The 21,619-nt window shown below is 68.1% G+C and carries 20 protein-coding genes; 14 read left to right on the plus strand and 6 right to left on the minus strand.

Annotation, left to right across the window (positions count from 1 at the left end; translation table 11 throughout):
* Positions 1–358 precede the first annotated feature (358 nt).
* Together ACIQM3_RS33755 and ACIQM3_RS33760 are read left to right on the plus strand one after the other, a co-directional pair.
* A complete protein-coding gene (locus ACIQM3_RS33755) occupies positions 359–1,036 on the plus strand; it encodes a response regulator transcription factor (protein ID WP_031098784.1) in 678 nt (225 codons plus the stop codon).
* A 14-nt stretch (positions 1,037–1,050) separates the two neighbouring features.
* Positions 1,051–2,319: an ATP-binding protein gene (locus tag ACIQM3_RS33760; RefSeq protein WP_401631141.1), complete on the plus strand. Its 1,269-nt coding sequence runs from the start codon at positions 1,051–1,053 to the stop codon at positions 2,317–2,319.
* A 3-nt stretch (positions 2,320–2,322) separates the two neighbouring features.
* Here the strand turns inward: ACIQM3_RS33760 and ACIQM3_RS33765 are convergent, their stop codons facing one another.
* Positions 2,323–2,841, minus strand: a complete 519-nt coding sequence (locus ACIQM3_RS33765; protein WP_401631143.1) for a GtrA family protein — start codon at positions 2,839–2,841, stop codon at positions 2,323–2,325.
* A 175-nt stretch (positions 2,842–3,016) separates the two neighbouring features.
* Between ACIQM3_RS33765 and ACIQM3_RS33770 the strand changes: the two genes are divergently transcribed.
* Genes ACIQM3_RS33770 through ACIQM3_RS33780 form a run of 3 tightly spaced genes read left to right on the plus strand, consistent with a single transcriptional unit; the run spans position 3,017 to position 5,904 of the window.
* Positions 3,017–4,168, plus strand: a complete 1,152-nt coding sequence (locus tag ACIQM3_RS33770) for a 5-(carboxyamino)imidazole ribonucleotide synthase (RefSeq protein ID WP_362934817.1) — start codon at positions 3,017–3,019, stop codon at positions 4,166–4,168.
* Positions 4,165–4,701, plus strand: coding sequence for a 5-(carboxyamino)imidazole ribonucleotide mutase (gene purE / locus ACIQM3_RS33775; RefSeq protein WP_401631146.1), 537 nt, complete (start codon positions 4,165–4,167; stop codon positions 4,699–4,701). Before ACIQM3_RS33770 ends, purE begins: the two co-directional genes overlap by 4 nt.
* Positions 4,702–4,710: 9 nt before the next feature.
* Positions 4,711–5,904 (plus strand): dipeptidase, encoded by a 1,194-nt coding sequence (locus tag ACIQM3_RS33780; protein ID WP_401631148.1) that lies wholly within the window; start codon positions 4,711–4,713, stop codon positions 5,902–5,904.
* A 69-nt stretch (positions 5,905–5,973) separates the two neighbouring features.
* On the opposite strand, the gene ACIQM3_RS33785 is transcribed toward ACIQM3_RS33780, so the two are convergent.
* Positions 5,974–7,317, minus strand: coding sequence for a UDP-glucose dehydrogenase family protein (locus tag ACIQM3_RS33785; RefSeq protein WP_401631150.1), 1,344 nt, complete (start codon positions 7,315–7,317; stop codon positions 5,974–5,976).
* Between the two features lie 197 nt (positions 7,318–7,514).
* Here ACIQM3_RS33785 and ACIQM3_RS33790 point away from each other — a divergent pair, with 197 nt between their 5' ends.
* A complete protein-coding gene (locus ACIQM3_RS33790; protein WP_401631290.1) occupies positions 7,515–8,672 on the plus strand; it encodes an acyl-CoA dehydrogenase family protein in 1,158 nt (385 codons plus the stop codon).
* A 201-nt stretch (positions 8,673–8,873) separates the two neighbouring features.
* On the opposite strand, the gene drmC is transcribed toward ACIQM3_RS33790, so the two are convergent.
* Genes drmC through drmA form a run of 3 tightly spaced genes read right to left on the minus strand, consistent with a single transcriptional unit; the run spans position 8,874 to position 15,087 of the window.
* Positions 8,874–9,590 carry a DISARM system phospholipase D-like protein DrmC gene (drmC, locus tag ACIQM3_RS33795; RefSeq protein WP_401631152.1) on the minus strand — a complete coding sequence of 239 codons (717 nt, stop codon included), beginning with the start codon at positions 9,588–9,590 and terminating at the stop codon, positions 8,874–8,876.
* A gap of 23 nt (positions 9,591–9,613) precedes the next feature.
* The gene (drmB, locus tag ACIQM3_RS33800) at positions 9,614–11,476 is read right to left on the minus strand and encodes a DrmB family protein (RefSeq protein WP_401631154.1); all 1,863 of its coding nucleotides are present in this window, start codon (positions 11,474–11,476) and stop codon (positions 9,614–9,616) included.
* Positions 11,473–15,087, minus strand: coding sequence for a DISARM system helicase DrmA (gene drmA / locus ACIQM3_RS33805; protein WP_401631156.1), 3,615 nt, complete (start codon positions 15,085–15,087; stop codon positions 11,473–11,475). The genes drmB and drmA overlap by 4 nt, the downstream gene beginning before the upstream one ends.
* 302 nt (positions 15,088–15,389) lie before the next feature.
* Here drmA and ACIQM3_RS33810 point away from each other — a divergent pair, with 302 nt between their 5' ends.
* From ACIQM3_RS33810 to ACIQM3_RS33845, 8 genes are all read left to right on the plus strand, one after another.
* Positions 15,390–15,896 (plus strand): DUF4365 domain-containing protein, encoded by a 507-nt coding sequence (locus tag ACIQM3_RS33810; RefSeq protein WP_401631158.1) that lies wholly within the window; start codon positions 15,390–15,392, stop codon positions 15,894–15,896.
* Positions 15,893–17,056, plus strand: coding sequence for a hypothetical protein (locus tag ACIQM3_RS33815; protein WP_401631160.1), 1,164 nt, complete (start codon positions 15,893–15,895; stop codon positions 17,054–17,056). Before ACIQM3_RS33810 ends, ACIQM3_RS33815 begins: the two co-directional genes overlap by 4 nt.
* A 112-nt stretch (positions 17,057–17,168) precedes the next feature.
* Positions 17,169–17,567 carry a WXG100 family type VII secretion target gene (locus ACIQM3_RS33820; RefSeq protein ID WP_401631162.1) on the plus strand — a complete coding sequence of 133 codons (399 nt, stop codon included), beginning with the start codon at positions 17,169–17,171 and terminating at the stop codon, positions 17,565–17,567.
* A 13-nt stretch (positions 17,568–17,580) separates the two neighbouring features.
* On the plus strand, positions 17,581–17,880 hold the full coding sequence (locus ACIQM3_RS33825; RefSeq protein WP_401631164.1) for a WXG100 family type VII secretion target: 300 nt from the start codon (positions 17,581–17,583) through the stop codon (positions 17,878–17,880).
* A gap of 83 nt (positions 17,881–17,963) precedes the next feature.
* Complete coding sequence (locus ACIQM3_RS33830) at positions 17,964–19,583, plus strand: RNase A-like domain-containing protein (RefSeq protein WP_401631166.1); 1,620 nt, start codon at positions 17,964–17,966, stop codon at positions 19,581–19,583.
* A gap of 6 nt (positions 19,584–19,589) precedes the next feature.
* Positions 19,590–20,243 (plus strand): hypothetical protein, encoded by a 654-nt coding sequence (locus tag ACIQM3_RS33835; protein WP_401631168.1) that lies wholly within the window; start codon positions 19,590–19,592, stop codon positions 20,241–20,243.
* Positions 20,240–20,548, plus strand: coding sequence for an RNase A-like domain-containing protein (locus tag ACIQM3_RS33840; protein ID WP_401631170.1), 309 nt, complete (start codon positions 20,240–20,242; stop codon positions 20,546–20,548). The genes ACIQM3_RS33835 and ACIQM3_RS33840 overlap by 4 nt, the downstream gene beginning before the upstream one ends.
* 8 nt (positions 20,549–20,556) lie before the next feature.
* On the plus strand, positions 20,557–21,189 hold the full coding sequence (locus ACIQM3_RS33845) for a contact-dependent growth inhibition system immunity protein (protein WP_401631172.1): 633 nt from the start codon (positions 20,557–20,559) through the stop codon (positions 21,187–21,189).
* 10 nt (positions 21,190–21,199) lie between these two features.
* Here ACIQM3_RS33845 and ACIQM3_RS33850 read toward each other — a convergent pair whose 3' ends face one another.
* Positions 21,200–21,577 (minus strand): hypothetical protein, encoded by a 378-nt coding sequence (locus ACIQM3_RS33850; protein WP_401631174.1) that lies wholly within the window; start codon positions 21,575–21,577, stop codon positions 21,200–21,202.
* Positions 21,578–21,619: the final 42 nt, after the last annotated feature.

Consider the following 21,619-nt stretch of genomic DNA (forward strand, 5'->3'; position numbering starts at 1 on the left):
GGGAGTGTGGGGACGGGATCGTGGGACAGACCGCTCCGGGATCCACGCCCGGCGCGCGTCCTCGCGCTCCGGGCCCGGCCCACAGGTCATTCACTGGTCGGGGCCGGCGGGAACCGGCCCGTACACAAAAGAGACCCTTGGCGCGAAACGCTGCCCAAAGGTCCTTCGGTGGTGCAACAGGCGTCGAGCCACCATACGACATGACACGCGGGGATATGGAAGGACTTGAGAGATGGATCACAGGTATGCGTGGAACCACAGTCCCATATTCGAAGGAGGATGACCGATTCGTGGCCCTGACCCGCAGGGCCTGCCCAGTGCTTCACCCCAGCGGGCCTGCGCGGACTACCATCACTGCATGACCCGTGTACTGCTCGCCGAGGACGACGCATCCATCTCGGAGCCACTGGCCCGCGCCCTGCGTCGTGAGGGTTACGAGGTCGAGGTCCGCGAGGACGGTCCGACCGCACTCGACGCCGGGCTCCAGGGAGGCGTCGACCTGGTCGTCCTCGACCTGGGGCTGCCCGGGATGGACGGACTGGAGGTCGCCAGGCGGCTGCGGGCCGACGGCCACGCCGTGCCGATCCTGGTGCTGACCGCCCGGGCCGACGAGGTCGACACGGTGGTCGGGCTGGACGCCGGGGCCGACGACTACGTCACCAAGCCCTTCCGCCTCGCCGAGCTCCTCGCCCGGGTCCGCGCCCTGCTGCGCCGCGGCGCCACCGAGCCCGCCCCGCAGCCCGCCACGCACGGCGTCAGGATCGACGTCGAGTCCCACCGGGCCTGGATGGGCGACGAGGAACTCCAGCTCACCGCCAAGGAGTTCGACCTGCTGCGGGTCCTCGTGCGGGACGCGGGCCGGGTCGTCACCCGCGACCAGCTGATGCGTGAGGTCTGGGACACCACCTGGTGGTCCTCCACGAAGACCCTCGACATGCACATCTCCTGGCTCCGCAAGAAGCTCGGCGACGACGCGGCCAATCCGCGCTACATCGCCACCGTCCGGGGCGTCGGCTTCCGGTTCGAGAAGAGCTGACGTACAGAACAGTCATGCGCCGCCGACTGATCAACTCCACGCTCGCCGTGGTGCTCGTCGTGATCGCCGTCTTCGGCGTCTCCCTTGTCATCGTCGAGACCCGCACCATCAGCAACAGCGCCCAGGAGAGCGTCGACTCCGAGGCGTTCCGGCTGATCAGCGTCGTCGAGAGCCGGCTGCTCGGCGCCGAGCGGATCACCCCCCAGGTCCTCGCCGAGCAGGTGGACCCCAGCCGCTACGCCCGCGTCGAGATCCCCGGGCGCGCCGCCATCGAGGTCGGCGAGCGCCCCACCGACGGCGACGCCATCCGCAGCACGGAGACGGGGGAGCAGGGCGAGAAGGTCACCGTCGAGGAGGACCGCTCGGCCGTGACCCGTGAGGTCGGCCGGACCCTGCTGATCATCGGAGCGGTGGCGCTGCTCGCCATCATCTCCGCCGTGCTCCTCGCCGTACGCCAGGCCGACCGGCTCACCTCCCCGCTCACCGATCTCGCCGAGACGGCCGAGCGCCTCGGATCGGGCGACCCCCGGCCCCGCCACAAGCGGTACGGGGTGACGGAGCTGGACCGGGTCGCCGACGTCCTGGACTCCTCCGCCGAGCGGATCGCCCGGATGCTGACGGCGGAGCGGCGCCTGGCCGCGGACGCCTCGCACCAGCTCCGTACGCCCCTGACCGCCCTCTCCATGCGGATCGAGGAGATCTCCGTCACCGACGACCCGGACACGGTGAAGGAGGAGGCGAACATCGCGCTCACCCAGGTCGAACGGCTCACCGACGTGGTGCAGCGGCTGCTGACCAACGCCCGGGACCCCCGCACCGGCTCCGCCGTCGTCTTCGACCTCGACGAGGTCGTCAAGCAGCAGATCGAGGAATGGCGCCCGGCCTACCGCAGCGCCGGCCGGGCCGTCGTCTGCTCGGGCAAGCACGGTCTGGAGGCCGTCGGCACCCCGGGCGCCGTCGCCCAGGTCCTCGCCGCGCTGATCGAGAACTCGCTGATGCACGGTGGCGGCACGGTCGCGCTGCGTACCCGTGTCACCGGCAACCAGGTCGTCGTCGAGGTCACGGACGAGGGCCCCGGCGTCCCCGCCGACCTGGGGGCGCGGATCTTCGAGCGCACCATCAGCGGCCGCAACTCCACCGGGATCGGCCTCGCCGTGGCCCGGGACCTCGCCGAGGCCGACGGCGGCCGGCTCGAACTGCTCCAGCAGCAGCCCCCGGTCTTCGCCCTCTTCCTCAGCCGGGTCGCGCCGGGCCGTAAGGAACCCGTACGCCCGGTGCGCTGAGCGTCAGCGGGGCACGGGGCCCGGTGTCACCTCGTCGGAGGGCCGCCGCTGCTCCAGAAATCGTTCCGCGTTGAGCACGGCCTCCTTGGCGGGCAGCGCCCTGAACACCCAGGTGCGGTAGGACCAGAAGCGGAACAGCGTGGCGACCCCGATGCCGACGATCTTGAAGACGTTGCTCTGGACCGGACTGTTCCAGCCGAAGCCGTACGTCGCCAGGTAGAGCACGCCCGTCTCGATCACCGCGCCGACGGCGCTGAAGAGCAGGAACAGCATCAGCTCCCGGGTGCGCCCGGTCTTGTCGCGGTCCCGGTAGGTCCAGTAACGGAAACCGACGTAGTTGAAGAGGATGGCGACGACCGTCCCCATCAGCCCGGCCCGCACCACCGGGAAGTCCGTGGTGCGCCAGATCAGGTTCGAGACGACGATATTGACGACCAGGCCGAGTGCGCCGACCGCGCCGAACTTGGCGACCTCCCGGGCCAGCAGATCAAGCCGGGTCCGCAGTGCGCCCCGTTCGCTCATGGTGATCGCTCAGCCCCGTCCGGTCGGTTTCGTCAACCCGGCCATGCTAACCAGCCCTCCCGTGTGATGCCCGTGAGCCGGCCTCGCCCGCATGACGGGGCCTCCTTCCCGGAGGTGCGGGGGCCGTGCCGGAGACGGTGGGGGGAGCCCTCGCACGGCCCGATACCCTGGACAGGTGACGTTCCCTGTAGTCGGCATGGTCGGCGGCGGCCAGCTCGCCCGTATGACCCACGAGGCGGGCATCCCCCTCGGCCTCAAATTCAAGCTCCTCAGTGACACGCCCCAGGACTCGGCCGCCCAGGTGGTGGGCGAGGTCGTCGTCGGCGACTACCGCGACCTGGAGACGCTGCGCGCCTTCGCGCGCGGCTGTGACGTGATCACCTTCGACCACGAGCATGTACCGACCGAGCACCTCAGGGCCCTGGAGGCGGACGGCATTCCCGTACGCCCCGGCCCCGACGCTCTGGTGCACGCCCAGGACAAGGGGGTGATGCGCGCGAAACTCACGGAGATCGGCGCGCCCTGCCCCCGCCACCGCATCGTCGCGGACGCGGCGGACGCCGCCGCCTTCGCCGAGGAGGTGGGGGGCTTCCCCGTCATCCTCAAGACGGTCCGCGGCGGATACGACGGCAAGGGCGTCTGGGTGGTCCGCTCCGAGGCGGACGCCGCCGAGCCCTTCCGGGCCGGTGTCCCCGTCCTCGCGGAGGAGAAGGTCGACTTCGTGCGGGAGCTGGCGGCCAACATCGTCCGCTCGCCGCACGGCCAGGCCGTCGCCTACCCGGTCGTCGAGTCCATCCAGGTCGACGGGGTCTGCGACACCGTCATCGCCCCGGCGCCCGACCTGGACGAGCGCCTCGCGGGGGAGGCCCAGCAGCTCGCCCTGCGGATCGCCGCCGAGCTGGGCGTGGTCGGCCACCTCGCGGTCGAGCTCTTCGAGACGCGCAGCGACGACGGGACCCCCGGGATCCTCGTGAACGAGCTCGCGATGCGCCCGCACAACTCCGGGCACTGGACCCAGGACGGCGCGGTCACCTCGCAGTTCGCCAACCATGTGCGGGCCGTCCTGGACCTCCCGCTCGGCGACCCCCGCCCGCGCGCCACCTGGACGGTCATGTGCAACGTCCTCGGGGGCGACTACCCGGACATGTACCAGGCGTATCTGCACTGCATGGCCCGAGACCCGCAGCTCAAGATCCACATGTACGGCAAGGACGTGAAACCCGGCCGCAAGGTGGGCCACGTCAACACCTACGGCGACGATCTGGCGGACGTGCGGGAGCGCGCCCGGCACGCGGCCGACTACCTGCGAGGAACGATCACCGAATGACCGCACCAGGCTCCGCCCCCGTCGTCGGCATCGTCATGGGCTCGGACTCCGACTGGCCCGTGATGGAAGGGGCCGCCAAGGCCCTCGGCGAGTTCGAGATCCCCTACGAGGTCGACGTCGTCTCCGCCCACCGCATGCCGCACGAGATGATCGCGTACGGCGAGAGGGCCGCGGACCGCGGTCTCAAGGCCATCATCGCGGGGGCGGGCGGAGCGGCCCACCTGCCCGGGATGCTCGCCTCCGTCACCCCGCTGCCCGTGATCGGCGTGCCGGTCCCGCTGAAGTACCTCGACGGCATGGACAGCCTGCTGTCCATCGTCCAGATGCCGGCCGGGGTCCCCGTCGCCACGGTCTCCGTCGGCGGTGCCCGTAACGCCGGCCTGCTCGCCGCCCGTATCCTCGCCGCCCACGACAGTGCGCTGCTGGAGCGGATGAAGGACTTCCAGCAGGAGCTCAAGGAGCAGGCGACGGAGAAGGGCAAGCGGCTGCGCGCCAAGGCCCAGGGCGCGGACTCCTTCGGCTTCGGGAAGTAGGTCTCACCGATGGACAACCTGGACCGCGCCCGGCTGCTCCTCGCCGACCACCCCGTCGTCGACGGGCACAACGACCTCCCCTGGGCCCTGCGCGAGCAGGTCGGCTACGACCTCGACGCCCGCGACATCTCCCGGGACCAGACCGGCACCCTGCACACCGACATCCCGCGACTGCGGGCCGGCGGTGTCGGAGCGCAGTTCTGGTCCGTCTACGTCCCGCCCCGTCTGGCGGGCGACGACGCGGTCAGCGCCACGCTGGAACAGATCGACGTGGTCGGCGAGATGCTGGCCCGCTATCCGGACGACCTGCGGCGCGCCCTGACCGCGGACGACATGGAGAAGGCCCGCGCCGAGGGCCGTATCGCCTCCCTGATGGGCGCCGAGGGCGGCCACTCCATCAACAATTCGCTGGGTGCCCTGCGCGCGCTGCACACCCTCGGCGTCCGCTACATGACGCTCACGCACAACGACAACACCGACTGGGCGGACTCGGCGACCGACTCCCCGCGCGTCGGCGGCCTGTCGGAGTTCGGCCGTGAGGTCGTACGTGAGATGAACCGCGTCGGGATGCTGGTCGACCTCTCCCATGTGGCGGCCACCACGATGCGCGACGCGCTGGCCACCTCCGTCGCGCCGGTGATCTTCTCGCACTCCTCCGCCCGGGCGGTCTGCGACCACCCGCGCAACATCCCCGACGACGTGCTGCGGATGCTCGCGGCCAACGGCGGCGTCGCCATGGCGACCTTCGTACCGAAGTTCGTCCTGCCGGCGGCCGTCGAGTGGACGCACGCCGCCGACCGCAACATGCGGGAGCACGGCCTGCACCACCTGGACACCACGCCGGCCGCCATGCGGATCCACGCGGACTTCGAAGCGCTCAACCCGCGCCCGATGGCCACCGTGGCCACGATCGCCGACCATCTCGACCACATGCGCGAGATCGCCGGGATCGACCACATCGGCGTCGGCGGCGACTACGACGGCACGGCGTTCCTCCCGGTGGAGCTGGAGGACGTGTCGGGCTACCCGTACCTGATCGCCGAGCTGCTGACGCGCGGCTGGTCGGACACCGACGTGGCCAAGCTGACGTGGCAGAACGCGGTGCGTGTCCTGCGCGACGCGGAGGCGGTGTCCCGCGAACTGATCACCCGTGTCGGCCCGTCCCACGCGACGATCGACGAGCTGGACGGCCCGACGGGCTGAGCCGGTCCCTGACACGAGGAGGCGGCGGCCCTGTGGGCCGCCGCCTCCTCGTGTGTGTGCTTCCCCCGGTCAGGCCTTCGGGCGGCCCATCGCCCGGTAGGTCCAGCCGGCCTCGCGCCACACCGCGGGGTCCAGCGCGTTGCGGCCGTCCAGGATGATCCGGCGCCCCGCGGCCTCGCCGAGCGCCACCGCGTCCAGCTCCCGGAATTCGCGCCACTCCGTCAGGTGCAGCACCACATCCGCGCCGCGCACCGCGTCCAGCGCCGTGTCCGCGTAGCCGAGCGTCGGGAAGAGCCGCCGGGCGTTCTCCATGCCCTTCGGGTCGAAGACCGTCACCTGGCCGCCCTGCAGATGGATCTGCCCGGCGACGTTCAGGGCCGGCGAGTCGCGTACGTCGTCGGAGTCCGGCTTGAAGGTGGCGCCCAGCACCGCGACGCGCGTGCCCAGGAACGATCCCCCGCCCACGGCCTCTCGGGCCAGCTCGACCATGTGACCGCGCCGGCGCATGTTGATGGAGTCGACCTCCCGCAGGAAGGTCAGCGCCTGGTCGGCACCCAGCTCACCGGCGCGCGCCATGAAGGCCCGGATGTCCTTGGGGAGGCAGCCCCCGCCGAAGCCGATCCCGGCCCGCAGGAACTTCTTCCCGATGCGCTCGTCGTGGCCGATCGCCTCGGCGAGCTTCACCACGTCGCCGTCGGCGGCCTCGCAGACCTCGGCCATCGCGTTGATGAACGAGATCTTGGTCGCCAGGAAGGAGTTGGCGGAGGTCTTCACCAGCTCGGCGGTCGGGAAGTCCGTCACCACGAAGGGCGAGCCCTCGGCGATCGGTCCCGCGTACACCTCGCGCAGCACCTTCTCGGCCCGCTCGCTCTCCACGCCGATGACGATCCTGTCCGGGTGCAGGGTGTCCTTGACCGCGAAGCCCTCGCGGAGGAACTCCGGGTTCCAGGCCAGCTCCGCGTCCGTGCCCACCGGCGCCAGCTCGGCCAGCCGCGTCGCCAGCCGTGCGGCGGAGCCCACCGGGACGGTGGACTTGCCCACGACCAGCGCGGGGCGGGTCAGCTGCGGGGCCAGCGACTCGAAGGCGCTGTCCACATAGCTCATGTCACAGGCGTACTCGCCGTGCTTCTGAGGAGTGTTCACGCAGACGAAGTGCACATCGCCGAACGCGCCGATCTCCTCCCAGGAGGTGGTGAAGCGGAGCCGCCCGGTGGACCCCTCGATGCCCGCGACGTGCTTCTGCAGGATCTCCTCGAGCCCCGGCTCGTACATCGGCACCCTGCCGGCCGAGAGCATCTCGATCTTCTCGGGCACGACATCGAGCCCGAGGACTTCGAAGCCCAGCTCCGCCATGGCCGCGGCATGGGTGGCGCCGAGGTAGCCGGTGCCGATCACGGTGATCCTGAGGGCCATGGGTGCTCCTGAACGATGCGGACAGATGTGCGGAGCCGAGCATAACCGGGCGTGCCGAACGCCGTTTTCCGGCCGCCTCCCGGGGTGTCTCCGCGGCTGTCGGCAAGCTCACGTACCCCGCCCGTATGCCTCCGCTCGGCAGCGCCACTAAAATCGTGTTACTTAACGGTAGTTAGCATCCTTGGGGAGTGAACATCTTGGCGGGTTCGACCGATTTCGACCTGTACCGTCCGGCCGAGGAGCACGAGATGCTCCGTGAGACGATCCGCCTCCTCGCCGAGGCGAAGATCGCCCCGCACGCCGCCGCGGTGGACGAGGAGGCGCGCTTCCCGCACGAGGCGCTGAAGGCTCTGGTCGCCTCGGACCTGCACGCGGTCCACGTTCCGGAGGAGTACGGCGGCGCGGGCGCGGACGCGCTGGCCACGGTCATCGTGATCGAGGAGGTGGCCCGGGTCTGCGCGTCGTCGTCCCTGATCCCGGCGGTGAACAAGCTGGGCTCGCTGCCGGTGATCCTGTCCGGGTCCGAGGCCCTGAAGAAGAAGTACCTGGGTCCGCTCGCCAAGGGTGAGGCGATGTTCTCGTACGCCCTGTCCGAGCCGGACGCCGGCTCGGACGCGGCGGGCATGAAGACCAAGGCCGTCCGTGACGGTGACTTCTGGGTCCTGAACGGTGTGAAGCGCTGGATCACCAACGCGGGCGAGTCCGAGTACTACACGGTCATGGCGGTCACCGACCCGGAGAAGCGCTCCAAGGGCATCTCGGCGTTCGTCGTCGAGAAGTCGGATGAGGGTGTCTCCTTCGGCGCCCCGGAGAAGAAGCTCGGCATCAAGGGCTCCCCGACGCGCGAGGTCTACCTCGACAACGTCCGTATCCCCGCCGACCGGATGATCGGCGAGGAGGGCACCGGCTTCGCCACGGCGATGAAGACCCTGGACCACACCCGCATCACGATCGCGGCCCAGGCGCTCGGCATCGCCCAGGGCGCCCTGGACTACGCCAAGGGCTACGTCCAGGAGCGCAAGCAGTTCGGCAAGCCGATCGGCGACTTCCAGGGCATCCAGTTCATGCTCGCCGACATGGCCATGAAGCTGGAGGCCGCCCGCCAGCTCACCTACGCGGCGGCCGCCAAGTCCGAGCGCCTCGACGGCGACCTCACCTTCTTCGGCGCCGCGGCCAAGTGCTTCGCCTCCGACGTCGCGATGGAGGTCACCACCGACGCCGTGCAGCTCCTCGGCGGTTACGGCTACACCCGTGACTACCCGGTCGAGCGCATGATGCGTGACGCCAAGATCACGCAGATCTACGAGGGCACGAACCAGGTCCAGCGCATCGTCATGGCCCGCAACCTCCCGTAACGGCACTCGCGCCGCATCGCACCGAGGCCCCCGGCGTCCGCCGGGGGCCTCGGTGCGTCGGGGTGCCTGTTTCCGGCCGGGCGTGGCAAACGGGTCGGCGTTACATCACGGGGTCTGCCTCGGTGGGGGTGCAGTGGGGCACGGAGGAGCCGGCCGCGAGGGTGAGAAGCGGCGGGCCTGCCACGACCCGTTCCGATACCGTCAGCCTCTCCGCAGGTAGTGGGCTTCCGGTCCGGTGAGCCAGTGAAGATGATCGATCAAACGGCCGACCACCCCCGGATCCCTCAGGATGACACCGATTTCGACGTTGTCTCGCAGCGCGCGGCCGGTGAGGTTGGCGCTGCCCATGAGCGCGATGCGACGGTCGGCGGCGATCACCTTGGCGTGCAGGCTGCCGCGCGCGGAGTCGTGCGCACGGTGCCAGATCCGGACGCTGTCTCCGAGAGGAGCGAAAGCACGAGCTGCCGAGGTCGACTCCTCGAGGATCAGGTCGATACGAACGTTGCGCCCGGCAGCCGCTCGAAGCTCTGTCACGATTTCGGCGATGCCGTATGCGGCAAAGCTGGCGATGACCAGTGTCGTTTGCGCTGAGCGTATGACGTCGATCGCTATGCCACTGGTGAGGCGGAGGGGAAGAGTGGAGCTCGTCGGGCCGCTCACGACGAGTTCTGCGGGCGGCACGTTTCCCTCGACGGCCGCCGCAGCGACGGCTAGGGACAGCGCGAGTGCCGCCCCGGGGAGGGGACGTGCTTCATCCCTCCACGCTTCCCTGATTGCGCTCAGTTCTGCGGGAAGGCCGGCTGCCGGGTGGTCCGCGGACCACCGGTCCAGCAGGGTGTCGCTCGGGCCGTCAGCAGCACGCAGACAATCACGTAGGCCGGTCAGTTGGGCCGCCGGAAGGCGCTTGCTGAGTGCCACGAGAAGTTCTGGCAGCCGGTCCGTCATGCCAAGAACGCGCCGAGATCTCCCGCGAGGGTCTCCACGAGGAGAGCGCGGTCCAGGTAGTGGTTACCGCGTTCGCACGACGTCTCGGCGGCGAAGAGACAGGCATGACAGGCCGCCCCGTGCAGGCGCCCGTGGACGCGGGGGTCGTGCTCGGCACACATGGGGTCGGAGCTGCAAAGCCGCGCTTCTTCGACAGCCTGCTCGATGACAGGCCCGAGCCTGTCCTTCCGCCCCAGCGAGACCAGGCCTCCCAGGGTGCCTTCACTGTCCGGAGCCGCCGTGTAGAGAAGGATGCCCGCCATGGGGTTCTTACCGGAGCGTGCGTACACCCGCTCCGCGATTCCGGACGCGCCGTAACCGCATTCCAGGGCGAAGCCTCGAATCAGGACGTGGGCGAACGTATGAAGGAGTACGTAGCGGATGCCGGGCCACTGGGGATCGAGTCCGCGCGCCAGGCACCACGTCACGTGTGCGGCCTTGAGAACCTTCTCGCGGGCGAGGACGTCGGGCCGCTTCTCCCACTCCTCCAGCCGCTCTTCCCGGAAGGCGAGGAACACCCCTTCCCCTCGCAGCTCTGCGCAGGGCACCCAGGTGGGAGGTTCCTTGGAGAGAGACGCAGCCTTGACGACCGGATCGTCGTCATAGTCCAGCGGAAGCCATTCCGGGGCGTCGATCCGGGTGAAGCCGGTGAGTGCGGAGACTTCACGGAGGCGGTGAACGAGGATGACGCGCTCCAGCCACGGGGCTGCGGTGGCGGGCACCTTTTCGGGCTCAGTGGTGAAGTCGGGGAGTTCGTAGTGGTGCGGTGCGGTGAACGCCTCCCACTCGGGTGTCGCCAGATCGAAGCCCTCGTCATCGGGGGCGGGGCCTCCCGAGGGTGCGGCTGTGGAGGCAGCCTCATCGGTGACCGCCTTCCACACCCTGTCCACCCCGTACTCCTCCAGCATCGGCCAGCAGGACTGAGTGGGAAGGAGCATCTTGGCGGCGTCGGCGGGGACGGGTGCGAGAGGGGCCAGCAGCCTCCAGTGCTCACGCACGGCCTGAGTCAGTGGCTCATCGGCCCTGGGCAGGCTGAAGACCCTCAGCTGTGATGCGAACCAACTGTTGGTGGCACCGAGTGCGATCGTGCGGACCTTCTCGCCACACGCCTCGAACGTACCCAGGTGAGGGTGGTGGCCCCGGCACGCGGGCAGTTCCTGTTCACCTCGCTTGCCCATGGCCTCTGCCATGGAACGGTCGGCCACGTTCGGGCAGGAGCACTGCACGAAGATGTTGGCGGCCTCACCCGTGGTGCCGCGTTCGACGAGACTGAGCGTGCAGTCGTGCGCGGACTTACCACCCCGGTGGACGAAGTACTGCCAGGGGAAGTCGTCCATGTGCCCGTCCGGACAGGCGATCAGGAACCGGGCGGGGACGGCAGTGGGCCGACGGCGGCCGGTGCCGAAGCACGTGTGGACGTAGCGGGTGTTCTCCGGGCGGTAGACGTGTTCTTCGAGCTCGAAGAGCCCGGAGGAGGCGGGCGACAGTTGGTTGCACTGCTCGCGTGAACAGCGCAGCCACCGGGGGAAGAGCGCCACCGGGACACCGACGCGGGTCCATTCCCCGAACGGGTCGGAGGACTCCTGCATCTGCGGCGGGGTCCGCAGAGTCGTGACCTGGGATCCCAGGCGTCTGCGGACGGCGGCGAGCAGGCGGTCCTCGGTGAGCTGCGTGGCCTGTACGAGCTCCCAGTGGTCCAGGCCCAGGACCATGGTGGAGAGGTTGGGCAGGTCCGCGACCGCCCCCACCCCGTAGGTGTGCAGCAGTTGGCTCGGGCGGAGTTCGCCCACACGCAGTGCTCCGTTGGACGGTGTGCTCACGGTTGTCCCCAGAGGGTCTCGGTGCTGTCGGCGGTGTCGTTCGCGGGACGCGGCAGGAACGGCGGTTCGGTGACCGGGTCCTGTCCGACATCACCGACGAACATCAGCTGCACAGGCGGTTCCACCTCACGGAGCGACGTGGGGCAGGTCATGAGCTGCCATCGAGTGCCGTCGGGCTTCTTGAGCAGTGAGGTGACGTCGGCCTGGCGCGAGGCGGTGGTGTAGCCAAGGACGGCACCGGGGGCCTTGCGCCGGTGGTCCCAGTGGTCGAGTCTCTGCTTGAGGCGCAGGACGAGCTCCTGCGCCGTGTGCTTGTCATCCGTGACGTCCTCGGCACGCCGTTGGAGGGAGCGCACGACGTGATCGGCGAGTTCGCCGCGGATGTCGAAGGACTGGGCCCCGCGGTTGCCGTTGTACTGCTGCTTCAGGTTGCGGACCAGGGATGCCAGCACCCCGGTGAGACCCCGGTCGAGGGCGCGGTCCGCGAACGGTGTGACGGAGAGTGCTTCCACGTGCTGGTAGATGGTGGCGTGGAAGGACTCGAACGTCTCGTAGTGGGACAGGTCGCGAGGGCGGGCCCAGTTGAGGACGGTGAAGACCAACCCGGGTGCACGGCGGCCCACTCGGCTGGTGGCCTGGATGTACTCGGCCGTGGACTTGGGCTGGTTGTTGACCACCATCGCACCCAGCCGTGAGACGTCCACTCCGACGGCGATCATGTTGGTGGCGAGTAGCACGTCGATGGGGCGCGCCGCGCCCCTCTTCCTGGTCCCCGTGAAGGTGAGTTCGAGCTTCTCGAGGATGTCGGGGATGGCGTCCGAGGACATCCGTGAGGTGAGCTCGGCGGGTTCGCCGATGTAGCGGGTAGCGAGGCTGCGCCTGTCGGCACGGGTGAGCCGGGTGGAGATGTCGTCCTCCACCAGCCGGCGCATGCCGCCCAGGTCGCGGAGGCTGTTGAAGTAGCCGACGAGTGTCATGTACGGGTCGGTGAGGTCGGTGTGTCCGTATCGCTTGTGGAGCAGCTCGGCTGCGGCGAGCTGGGCGACGTACACCCGGATCGCCACGGACTTGGTCCGCACTCCCTGCGCGCAGATGCCGACGTAGCGGCGGCCGGGCTTGTCCTTGGTGTCCCGGCGGCGGGCGAAGAAGTTGTCGTCCGCGCTCAGTCCGGGGGGTGGGAAGACCGCGGTTCGGCGGCTGAACAGGTCATTGATCTGGCGTTCGGCTCGGCGCACCGTGGCGGTGGAGGCGATGACCTTGGGCCGTACGGTGCGCCCCGGCTCGACGTCCCAGCCGGCGAGTCGGTCGATCGCGGCTTCGTAGAGCCCGGTCAGGGAGCCGAGGGGGCCGGAGATCAGGTGGAGCTCGTCCTGGACGATGAGGTCCGGCGGGCGTAGCCGGGACACCTCGACAGTCGTGGCGGCAGGGTGGTGGGGGTGTGCGGGATGGCTGTGGCGCTCCCATTCGCTGTCCGCCACATCGGCCGTGACGTATCCGTGCCGGGTGCAGCGCTTGGAGACCTGGCCGAACAGCGCCTGGGTCTCGCCCTTCCACGGGAGCTGAGCGAACTTGTCGACCGTGGCGATGACGAGGCTGGGAGGCAGCCGGTAGATCTCCTCGTCGACGACCAGGACGGGAAGCCCGCGCTCGTCGGCGGGGATACCGAAGGCTCCTTCTCCGAAGGCGCAGGCGAAGACATCGGGACACGTGATGAAGGTCCGGCGCAGAGTGGTGTCGACGGTGATGTCCCGGCCGGCGTCCATCTTGGTCCCGCACCAGGGGCAGCTGGTGAGCTGATGCGGTGATCCTGAGCGGCTGCGCCGGCCGCGCCCCTTGTCCTTGCGGCGGTCCTTGAGCCAGGTGCTCGCCTGGTCGGTGTTGTTCGGGGTGACGCTTCCGCCGACCCACAGGCCGATGCGGAAGGGGACGGTGCCCCACAGCGTGGGGTCCGCCCGACGGATCGTCTCGCAGGCGCAGATGAGGGCGGCCGCACGTTGGAACTGCTGAATGGTGAGCAGCCGCAGGGTGTAGCGCATGAGGACGGCCACACCGTGCTCGGCGTCCAGCCCCCCTAGGTCGGGCAGTCGGCGCCGTATGGCCAGGGTGAATGCGGTGAGGCCGAGATACGCCTCGGTCTTGCCACCACCGGTGGGGAACCAGAGGAGATCGGCGAGGGCCGCCCTCCCCTCGTCGGTGCGCTCGGAGTGGCCCGGGTCGGCAAGGGAGGGGAGGTTGAGCAGGATGAAGGCCAGCTGAAACGGGCGCCAGCTCCGGTTCCGGGGCTGATCGGCGGCGAGCACCGCGGTGTCGAGGAGGAGGTCGGGGTCGCGCCGACGGTCGGCCGCAGCGATCGTGTGGACGCGCTGCTGCCACATGGCCCGGTTGGCGAACCGGAACGCGTCCAGGGCCGGACCGTCGTGGAGAAGCCGGATTCCCGCCTCGATGCGGTCAGCGGCCTCTGCGGCACGTCCAAGGTTCTGACGGGCTTCGACCTCGAACCCTTCGAGCCGGGCCTCGGGGTTGTCGATCTCCTGGCGGGTCCGCTCGATCCAGGCGCGGTATCCGTCCACGAGAGGGAGCAGAGCGCCGTGCAGCGCGTCCGAGGAGAGTTCGGAGAGGACCTGCATGTCGAGGACCAGGCCTTGAAGTTCGACCAGGTCCTTGTCGTGTGTGCCGAGTGGATCGGGCACATCGGTGTGGGGGATCTCGTAGCTCGGCGCCGCGGCGGTCGCGATCACCGAGGCCCGCATCGGGTCGTCCTGGCTCGGTTCGGCGTGCACTCCCGTGCCGTGACCGACCGCGAACTCAGGGAGGAAGCGGTACCCCATGGCAAGCGACCGTCGCTCCGCGCGCTCCGCGGGATCGCTGCCGGACCGCACCGTGGCACGACGAGGAAGGAAGGGGGCGCTACCAGGTGGCCCGCTGACCGCGAGCTCTGCCTGGAACAGCCAGTTGCGTGAACCGCCCTGAATGTCCTGGGCATTGACAAGGAAGATCGAAATGAGTCGATCACCCTCATACATGCGGGCTCGACCGCGGACCACTACCCCGGGAAACGCCTCGGGTAGCACCTCCCGCATCTCGATCGTGCCGTCGGCGAGCAGCTTCACGGGCACGGTGCCCGCATGTGCCGTCCGGTGCCAGACCGCGCGGTTGCCGGTGTATTCGGGGTCCTTGGACGGGCCCGGCTTGTACTGGGCCCAGGAGCAGTGCACTTGCAGTTCGTCTACGTCCCCGTCGATCCGGAACGTGAGCCCGAGACTGGAGGGCTGGAGACTGGGAACGTTGGGCGAGGCCGGATCCGGATCACCCTCCTCGGCGTCCGGTACGCCGGCGAGGGGCGCCTCGTCGATCTGGGCCGGCTCCAGCGGCATGCCGGACAGACGTGTCTCTCCGCCGACAACGACGCCGCCCGGCGCCAGGCGCCCGATGATGTAGTGCTCGGCGGGGTTGCCCTTGAGCTCTTCCTCCGGGCCCCCGATCGGTCCGAGCAGGTCCGTGACCACCAGGTCTGCTAGCTCGTCACGGAGCTTCTGCGGACTGGGTGCGTCGAGGACGGGTCCGGCGCTTGCGCTGCCGGACCGGGGCGGAGATTCGTGTCGCTGGCTCACCTTGCTCACGATAGGCGCGGCCACTGACACGGGGAGGTGAATCGGGCCGGAATCCGATCACACCGTTTCGGGTTGTCGGGGGCCGCGGATACTCTGTGCAATCGGTCGGAGCCGAGCGCGACATGGGGGTGTTGATGAACGAGCGTCCGGCGGCGCGTCGTCATCACTACGGTGTGCCGATGCAAGGGGCTTCCGAGGAGTGGGGGGTGGCGGACACTCCGGTATCCGCAGCGCTCCCCCATCCCACGGAGCCCGCCGAGGCGACGGGCACGTCGACCGAGCCCTGGCTTGAGCCTGTTGCCATGGGTGACACCAACCACAAAGGCGATTTCGGCGAGCAGTTCGTCCGGGCGCTCGCGACGGCGGCGAACCTCAACGTGTCCAGTTCGCGCGACCGGTTGGGCATCGACTGGGAACTCACCTACCCGGGGCGGGGCGGCACAAGGAAGTTCCCCCAGATCCACGCCCAGGTGAAGTGCTGGAACCGGCCGGACGAGACCGGTGACTCCTGGCGCTATCCGCTGCGTGTGCACAACTACAACCTGTTGTCCGGCAGGGACTTCTACGTGCCGCGTTTCCTGTTCCTGGTCGTCGTGCCGGAGGATCCAGGTGAGTGGGTCGAGGCGACCCACGAGGGCCTGCTTCTCCGGCATGCCGCCTATTGGGCCTGCTTCCACGACAACGACCTCACGGACCGGCCGAAGAACAACAGTCTGACGGTGTCCGTACCGAAGGCCAATCTGCTCACCACGGAGACCTTGCACGATCTCTTCGGCCCTGAGTTCCAAGAGAAGCTGGGGGTGTCATGATCGCGATCTCCGAAGCGGAGTTCAGCCGGGTGAAGGACCTGGCCACGTCCTCCCTGCTCCGCTATCTGCGCGGACGCGGTTGGTCCCCCGCGAGGAACTACGGGCGGGGCCAGCTGTGGGTACTGCCCGTCGCCGGCGATTCGGGCGAACCGTACGAGGTGCTGGTCCCGCTGGACCGGGCGCCACGCGACTACGCCGACCGGGTCGCCGACCTGGTGGAAACCCTGTCCGTGGTGGAGGCCCGCAGCCCGGCTGACGTCCTGCGTGAGATGTCGCTCCCGTCCGCGGACTGGCAGTTCCTCCGGCTCACGCCGCCCGGCCCGGCAGGCACCGTGCCCTTGACCGAAGTGGTCCCCGCCCTCGCGGGTCTGAGGGATTTGATGACCTCCGCCGCGGCTGCCGAAGCGGCCCCCGAGCCGCAGCCGGTGCAGCCGGCGCAGAAGCCCCAGCTGGTCAAGGACCATGTGGCCACGGTGAGGCTCGACCAGACCAGAGTGGGCAGTTACGTGGTCGCGGTGCACACGCCGCTCCCTGACCTTCCGCCCCAGGGTTACCTGTTCGACGACGATACCCGCAGGGAGCCCTTCGCCAGACGGGTCTCCAGGAGGCTGTACGCGGCGCTCGTCTGCGCTCGGGAGGCTGCCGAGACCAGCCTGCGAGAGGACGCGGTGGCCGACTTCGCGCCATACGTTCCCGGAGGCCTGTCGGCGAATCTCTGCGAGGCCCTGGTCCGGATCGGCGGAGATGAAGGCCCGGGCTTCTCATTCGACTTCACGTGGTCTTCCGATCTGCCGATGGAGCGCCCCACCGAGCGCATCCGGCTGGCCCGTCCCCAACTCGCCGCGCTGGACGCAGGTGCCAAGGACCTGCGAGCCCGGCTGGGGAGTCGGGACATGACCCTGCTCGGCTCGGTGGTTCGTCTGCACCGGGAGCTTCCGCATGGCCCCGGAGCCGTGACCGTTGCCGGTTCCTTCGAGGACCGGGACGGGGGCCGATTGCGGCGGGTCAGGATGACGCTGGACCAGCACGCCTATGGCAAGGCTGCAGAGGCTCATCGCCGGGGTGACGAAGTGCTGGTGCGAGGAGACCTCACGGCCCTGGGCAACGCCCCGCGGATGGAGACCATCCGGTCGTTCACCGTACGTCATGTATCCGAGTGAGACTCAGCGGTTTCCCGGAGTCCGTTCGGCGTCGCAGGGGCTTTGGCCTTCCTAGGGCAACAGAGGAAAATGCATGTTGGTACGGTGCTTTCAGCGATGAGAGGCGGGGGCCGTGGCGATCAACGCCGATCTGAGTGTGTCCGAGGATGGCCTGACGCGGTTGGCCAGAGACATGGGGTCCATGCGGGAGTATCTGGACAGCCAGGTGCGGCGTATGGACGGTGTGGTCGACCAGATCGAGGCCGATTGGCAGGGCAGGACCGGTAAGGCCTACAGGGCTTTGCACCGGGGGGCTGCTGAGGATGCCGTACGGATCCGAGAGATTCTTCTCGTGTTGGAACAAGCCGTGAGGATGAGCCGCGACGGGTTCACCCAACAGGAACTCGACACTCTGCGGAGCTTTCGCGAGGTACAGAGCGCGGTAGACGTTGCCTTGGAGGCGGAGAAGCTTCAAGCGGGCAGCGAGCCGCCGGTTGCGGCCGCGCCACGCAGCCGCATTGATGACATCTGAGCAGGGGACTCCAATGTCAGATGAGCACATAGGCGTCCGCTTCGGAACGCTGCAAAGCCTGGCTGGAGAGCTGGAGAGCATTCTCAAGCAGCTCAATGAACGGCTCGACGAGTTGTACGGGCGAACTGAGAAGGCGGTGCTGGGTTGGGAGGGTGAGGCGCGCAGTGCCTTCGTCGACGAACTCGACCGGTGGGACCAGCAGATGCAGGATCTGCAGGCCGCCCAGAAGTGGCTGCACGAGGTAGTGACCACCGGCCATGTGAACTACCGCTCCGCGCACTTGGCTGTGATGCGTGGATGGGGAGCGAAGTGACGGGGCAGTCACCCCAGTTGAGCGCTGGCCAAGGATCCGGGTTCGACGTCACGCCCACGGAGATGTATGGGGCCTCGGGGAGCGTGGTGCTTCAGCAGGGTGTCTTTCACAAGGCTGCCAATGACTTGATCTATGACCTTGTGGAGTTCATGGACTGCGGCGGGTACGGAGCGGCTGCGGCAGGAGTGTCGTCCGCCTACGTCAAGGTGGGTAATCGCTTCCTGGATGTCTGGGCCAAGAGCGTCACCAGCATCGGTGGCGTCGCGGTCGGGTTCGTCACCACGGCTAACAACTACTCCAAGGCAGAGGCTGCCAGCCACCCGTCAGGCACAGTAAAGCCGGTGCAGTTCCCTGTGCCGACGGTCATCGAATCGCCCCCGCAGTATCAGCGGATTCCTGATCCGAAGTGGGGCGACATGGACGACTACAGCTCCGGCCTCATCTCCTGGCTCTTGGAGGGTGTGCCGGACTGGGCGATGGACATCGTCCGTGACCTGCTGGACAACGTATACAGATGGGGCAAGGCGGGCGACGTTCTGCCGCTCCCCGACTACCTGCAGATCGACAAGATAGCCCTGGCCTGGCTGCAACCAGGCTTTGCCCTCGATCAGGTCAAAACCGACTTGAACGTGGCGGTCGGGTCCATATCCGACCCGAATAATGGTGAGTGGCAGGCTGCGATGCGTCAGTTCACCAGCTCGTTGTGGGGTACGACCGCGTGGGGCACGTCCACCGCGGGCTATGAGTGGAAGCACGACACCGTGGGAGGGCAGGGGGCCGGCAGTCTGCCGGTCATGGCCGTGCTGCGCGACACCACCCAGGAAGTCAGCAAGTCCATGAGGGCGTACGCCGAAGCGGCCGAGAAGATGCACAGGGAGGTGGCCCGGGTCTACCGACAGGCCGTCTGGGACGCGCTGCCGAACATCAAGGACGGCCTCGACATGGGCGACTTGAAGAAGATCGGCAAGGGCCTGCTGGGTATGGGGCGCGAACTGGCGACCGGCATCACACTGGAGATCGATACGGGGGCGATCAACCGGGCCGTGTCACTGTACGAGGGTGAGCTGCTCGGTATCCAGAGTCATCTCAACGGATTACTGCCGGCGCTCGATGAGGCGTACCGGAGCGCGCCCACCTACCAGGCCGAGGAAGCCCGGGCCCAGGCGTTCGGAGCGCGCTCGCTGAACGACTTCAAGCCGGAGCACCGGTTCGCTGTGCCGGGGGAGGATCCGGATCACATTTATTATCCGATGGATCTGGCCAACCAGGAAGGGATGTTCGGTAGCCACCCGATAGACAAACACGTAGGCCTGACTGACGATCAGTTGAGGACGCGCCTGCGGGATCAGCCAGGAGCGCCCAACGCATCTTCCTTCACCGATCTTGCTTCCGCTCAGCGGTTCACCCAAGATGCCCTGCGGGACGACGCCAATGAGAATAGAATTGCAAATTGGATCGACAGCGTCGAGAAGAAGATCAAAAACAATCCCAATTATGATCCGAACCGATCCGAGATTCCGCCCATCTACCTCGAATTTCCCGGAGAAACCGTTGGGCGCACCGTCTCGCGCGTTGACTATGATGCGGATGGAATGAATGCAAAAGTCGAGGAAAGAAGTTGGGTTCAGGTGCGTCTGATCTACAAGCAAGGCCTGGAGCCGCCCTTCATCGTGCTGACGGCCATGCCGCACAAGGGAAAGTGAGTCGCAGTGCAGCAATTCCCTGCTTCGCTGTTCTCGGACGGCCCCGTACCGAAGCTCCTCGATATCGCTATCGCGGTCCAGGAGTCGGACGGAAAGCTGTCGCTTGACGAAGAGATCCAACGCTACATCCGGCTGATCCATCGCGATGGGGTTGCCGACTGGAACTGCTCGGTATACGCCTCGTCCGGGGTGCTGGATGTCGCCGCCGACATCGTCGCGCGATCCGGTAACCTCGAAGCGTTTCCGTCGGAATTCAGGAAGAAATCGACACGCGCCGCCGGTGATGTGGACCTGGCGGAATATTTGCGAACGTTGGCGGAACTGGTTCGGATTCTTGATCGCCAGGGTGTTGTCGAGTACTCGGAGCTGTCCATGGGGGCGGGTGAATTCTTGCAGACCTTTCCCCATCTTTTCGGATTCGAAATCATTCTCGTGGACGAGGCTGATCACCCTTTCGCGGACATCGTCCGGTCGTTCCTGACCAGCGAGCACCCGTACTGTCACGAGCGGGCTGCCGCTTACAGCACCGAAGCGCAGCGCGCCCTCGTGCTCTTTCCCGGTGCGGATGGGCTCAAGGAACATATTTCCTGGGCTACCCGTGACAGACTTCATGAAATCGTCGACACGATTAACGATCATATGCAGCGAGAGCACTCATGACCGCTCGTCAGAACCGTGCCGCGACCTACCCTGACCGCGATACCGCCCAGTGGGCCACTCAGCAGGTGATCACGCGGAACGAACAGGTAATCCACCGCTGGCTGGCGCAGGCCACCCGCCGGCGGCTCACTGTCGAAGCGGCATGGCCTTCTCGTCCCCAGCCGATCGGGCGGGTCATGTTGCAGGCCATGATGCTGGCGGGCCGGGACGCTGTGGAGGTGCGGGCTGCCAGGGTCACGCTCAAGCGGAGCGACGCGAGTCCGCACGGCTTCACCGTCCACTCCACCTTCCCGATCTACCTCTAGAGGCGCCGGTGTCACTCAGACCGATTGAGCACGACCGGAAGTACGGCGAGCTGGACCAGGTGATCCGGGCCCATCTGGGGCGTACCGCCGACGACCAGGAGGCCTTGGAGGCCTACCTCCGACACTGCTGGCGGACTCGTCCCTGGGCCATCGCGACTGCCGAGCATCAGTTGCGCGAGTACGCCCAGAACCCTCCGGGGAGGTTGCGGCTGCGGCTGGGCGAGTTCTATCCCGTGCCGGACGTGGGGGTCCCCGACTCCGACATCCAGCAGTGGTTGCTACGTCTCGCTGATCGGCTGAGCGAGAGCGTGGACAACGGCGCAGCCCCGCCGCCCGCCACTCCCCGCACTCATTGGGAGTGGCACGCCCGCTTTCCCGAACTGGGACAGTTTCTCGGCGGCTGGTTCTCCCAGGAAATGGTGGAGGAGTTCGGCGACCATGACCTGGCGCTCCAGGACTATCGGGACGGAACTGACCCGGGGCTGGTCGCGCAGTTGGCGGGCGAGCTGCGGGAGCTCCTCTCCCTCCCTCTGGAGGAGTCCGACTACGCCCTCGCCGTCGCTGTACTGGGCATGGAGGTGGATCCTCCAGAGCCGTTGAGCGCCGGCGCCTGGCTCGTGGAGCTGGCCGACAGGATCTGATGGACGAGGATCAGGCAGCATCGACATGACCGGGCGCATGGACGGCAGGGCTGCCTCGCGAGAGTCCGGTGACCTCAGGCTCGATCGGTGTGCCTGCGGCCTTGGACACTCCTTCTCGACCGGGTCCAGGAGGGTGTTGCCCCACCCACTGGAAGCGCAGTGCTCCGCGCGCGGCCTCCGGGCCACTGAGACCGAGGCGAAGCTCTTCCTGCAGTGGCGCCCCCGGCTGGTACTTCTGCATGGCTCCGAGGCGGCTCGTACGGTGGACCGCTTCGATCTCGGCGGCTTCGCGCTCTTCTGTCCCAAGCTCATCGAGCAGTTGTGCGGTGGCGTCCGGGTCTTGGGCGCGGGCCTCGCGCATGCGCTGGCGCCAGCTGCTCGCGCTCACAGTCGCACCTCCAGGTAGCCACGCACGGCTGCCGCACTCGCC

Source organism: Streptomyces sp. NPDC091271 (genome assembly GCF_044757505.1).
Taxonomy (GTDB): domain Bacteria; phylum Actinomycetota; class Actinomycetes; order Streptomycetales; family Streptomycetaceae; genus Streptomyces.

Coding starts and splice junctions, on each gene's coding strand:
- ACIQM3_RS33815 (WP_401631160.1), top strand. CDS start 15,893: ATGATCGCGATCTCCGAAGCGGAGTTCAGCCGGGTGAAGGACCTGGCC.
- ACIQM3_RS33755 (WP_031098784.1), top strand. CDS start 359: ATGACCCGTGTACTGCTCGCCGAGGACGACGCATCCATCTCGGAGCCA.
- purE (WP_401631146.1), top strand. CDS start 4,165: ATGACCGCACCAGGCTCCGCCCCCGTCGTCGGCATCGTCATGGGCTCG.
- ACIQM3_RS33825 (WP_401631164.1), top strand. CDS start 17,581: ATGTCAGATGAGCACATAGGCGTCCGCTTCGGAACGCTGCAAAGCCTG.
- ACIQM3_RS33760 (WP_401631141.1), top strand. CDS start 1,051: ATGCGCCGCCGACTGATCAACTCCACGCTCGCCGTGGTGCTCGTCGTG.
- ACIQM3_RS33765 (WP_401631143.1), bottom strand. CDS start 2,841: ATGAGCGAACGGGGCGCACTGCGGACCCGGCTTGATCTGCTGGCCCGG.
- ACIQM3_RS33840 (WP_401631170.1), top strand. CDS start 20,240: ATGACCGCTCGTCAGAACCGTGCCGCGACCTACCCTGACCGCGATACC.
- ACIQM3_RS33810 (WP_401631158.1), top strand. CDS start 15,390: ATGGGTGACACCAACCACAAAGGCGATTTCGGCGAGCAGTTCGTCCGG.
- ACIQM3_RS33780 (WP_401631148.1), top strand. CDS start 4,711: ATGGACAACCTGGACCGCGCCCGGCTGCTCCTCGCCGACCACCCCGTC.
- ACIQM3_RS33785 (WP_401631150.1), bottom strand. CDS start 7,317: ATGGCCCTCAGGATCACCGTGATCGGCACCGGCTACCTCGGCGCCACC.